General features: G+C 60.3%; 1 protein-coding gene. It reads right to left on the reverse strand.

The window, feature by feature from the left end; all coding sequences use genetic code 11:
• Positions 1–10: 10 nt before the first annotated feature.
• A protein-coding gene (locus CIT31_RS33205; RefSeq protein WP_095522026.1) for an IS630 family transposase occupies positions 11–959 on the reverse strand; the annotation gives its coding sequence in 2 pieces (ribosomal slippage) (positions 11–622 and positions 624–959; 948 coding nt in all).
• Positions 960–1,053: the final 94 nt, after the last annotated feature.

Here is a 1,053-nt window from a genome sequence, read left to right on the forward strand (position 1 = left end):
CTAGAATCTTTCACGTTTTGACGGAAGCGTATCCGGCGTTAGCAAAGTAGTTGTTGCATTCTGTAGCCTCGATGGTTTCGACGAGGTGGCCGATGTGTCGCCAAGTATCCTCGACGGTGCGTTTCTGGGCCTGGCGCATCCAGTGTTTGATCTTGGCGAAGGCCTGCTCGATGGGATTGAGGTCTGGCGAGTAGGGCGGCAGGTACCAAAGCCTGGCGCCAACGGCTTTGATCATCTGCCTGATGGCGGCCGACTTATGGCTTCCGAGGTTGTCCATGATGACGATATCGCCGGGCTTTAGCACAGTGATGAGCTGCTGCTCGACATAAGCACGGAAGCATTGGCCGTTGATTGGCCCGTCGAAAACACAAGGGGCCGCGAGGCGATCGCAGCGCAGCGCGCCGAGGAAGGTCAGCGTGCGCCAGTGGCCATGTGGAGCCAAGCCGCGCAGCCGCTCGCCCTTCGGCCCCCAACCTCGAAGAGGGGCCATGTTGGTCTTGATCCAGGTCTCGTCGATGAAGACCAGGCACTGCGGATCGAGGCCGCCCTGCCAGGATCGCCATCGTTGGCGCCTGCGGACAATGTCAGCGCGCGCCTGCTCAAGGGCGAAGAGCGTTTTTTTTGAAGCTCAGGCCTTCGTGGCGCAGGAACTGCCACACCGCGTTGTGCGAGACCTTGACCCCGCGAGCGGCCAACTCATCCTTCAGACTGTGCAGCGTCAGATGCGGCATCTCACGAATCCGCGCCGCGATGAAGGCTCGGTGCGGCTCCAGCACCCTCTTGCGATGTCCGCCCATCTTGCCCGGCGCAACCGAGCCGGTCGCCCCATGGCGCTGCAACAACTTCACTGCCGTCGAAATCGCAATACCGAACCGTTTGGCGGTCGAACGGCGACTCTCGCCACTCAAAACCGCCGCCACAACCCGCTCGCGAAGATCATTGGAAAGGGGTCGAGTCATCTCATGCTGGCCTCCAATCCAGCCAGCATCTTGAATCACAAATCAGACCAATCCGGAATCCCTTTCGATTCCGTCAAAGCGTGACCCGCTCTAG

The sequence above is a fragment of the Mesorhizobium wenxiniae genome (assembly GCF_002284535.1).
In the GTDB taxonomy this organism is placed as follows: domain Bacteria; phylum Pseudomonadota; class Alphaproteobacteria; order Rhizobiales; family Rhizobiaceae; genus Mesorhizobium; species Mesorhizobium wenxiniae.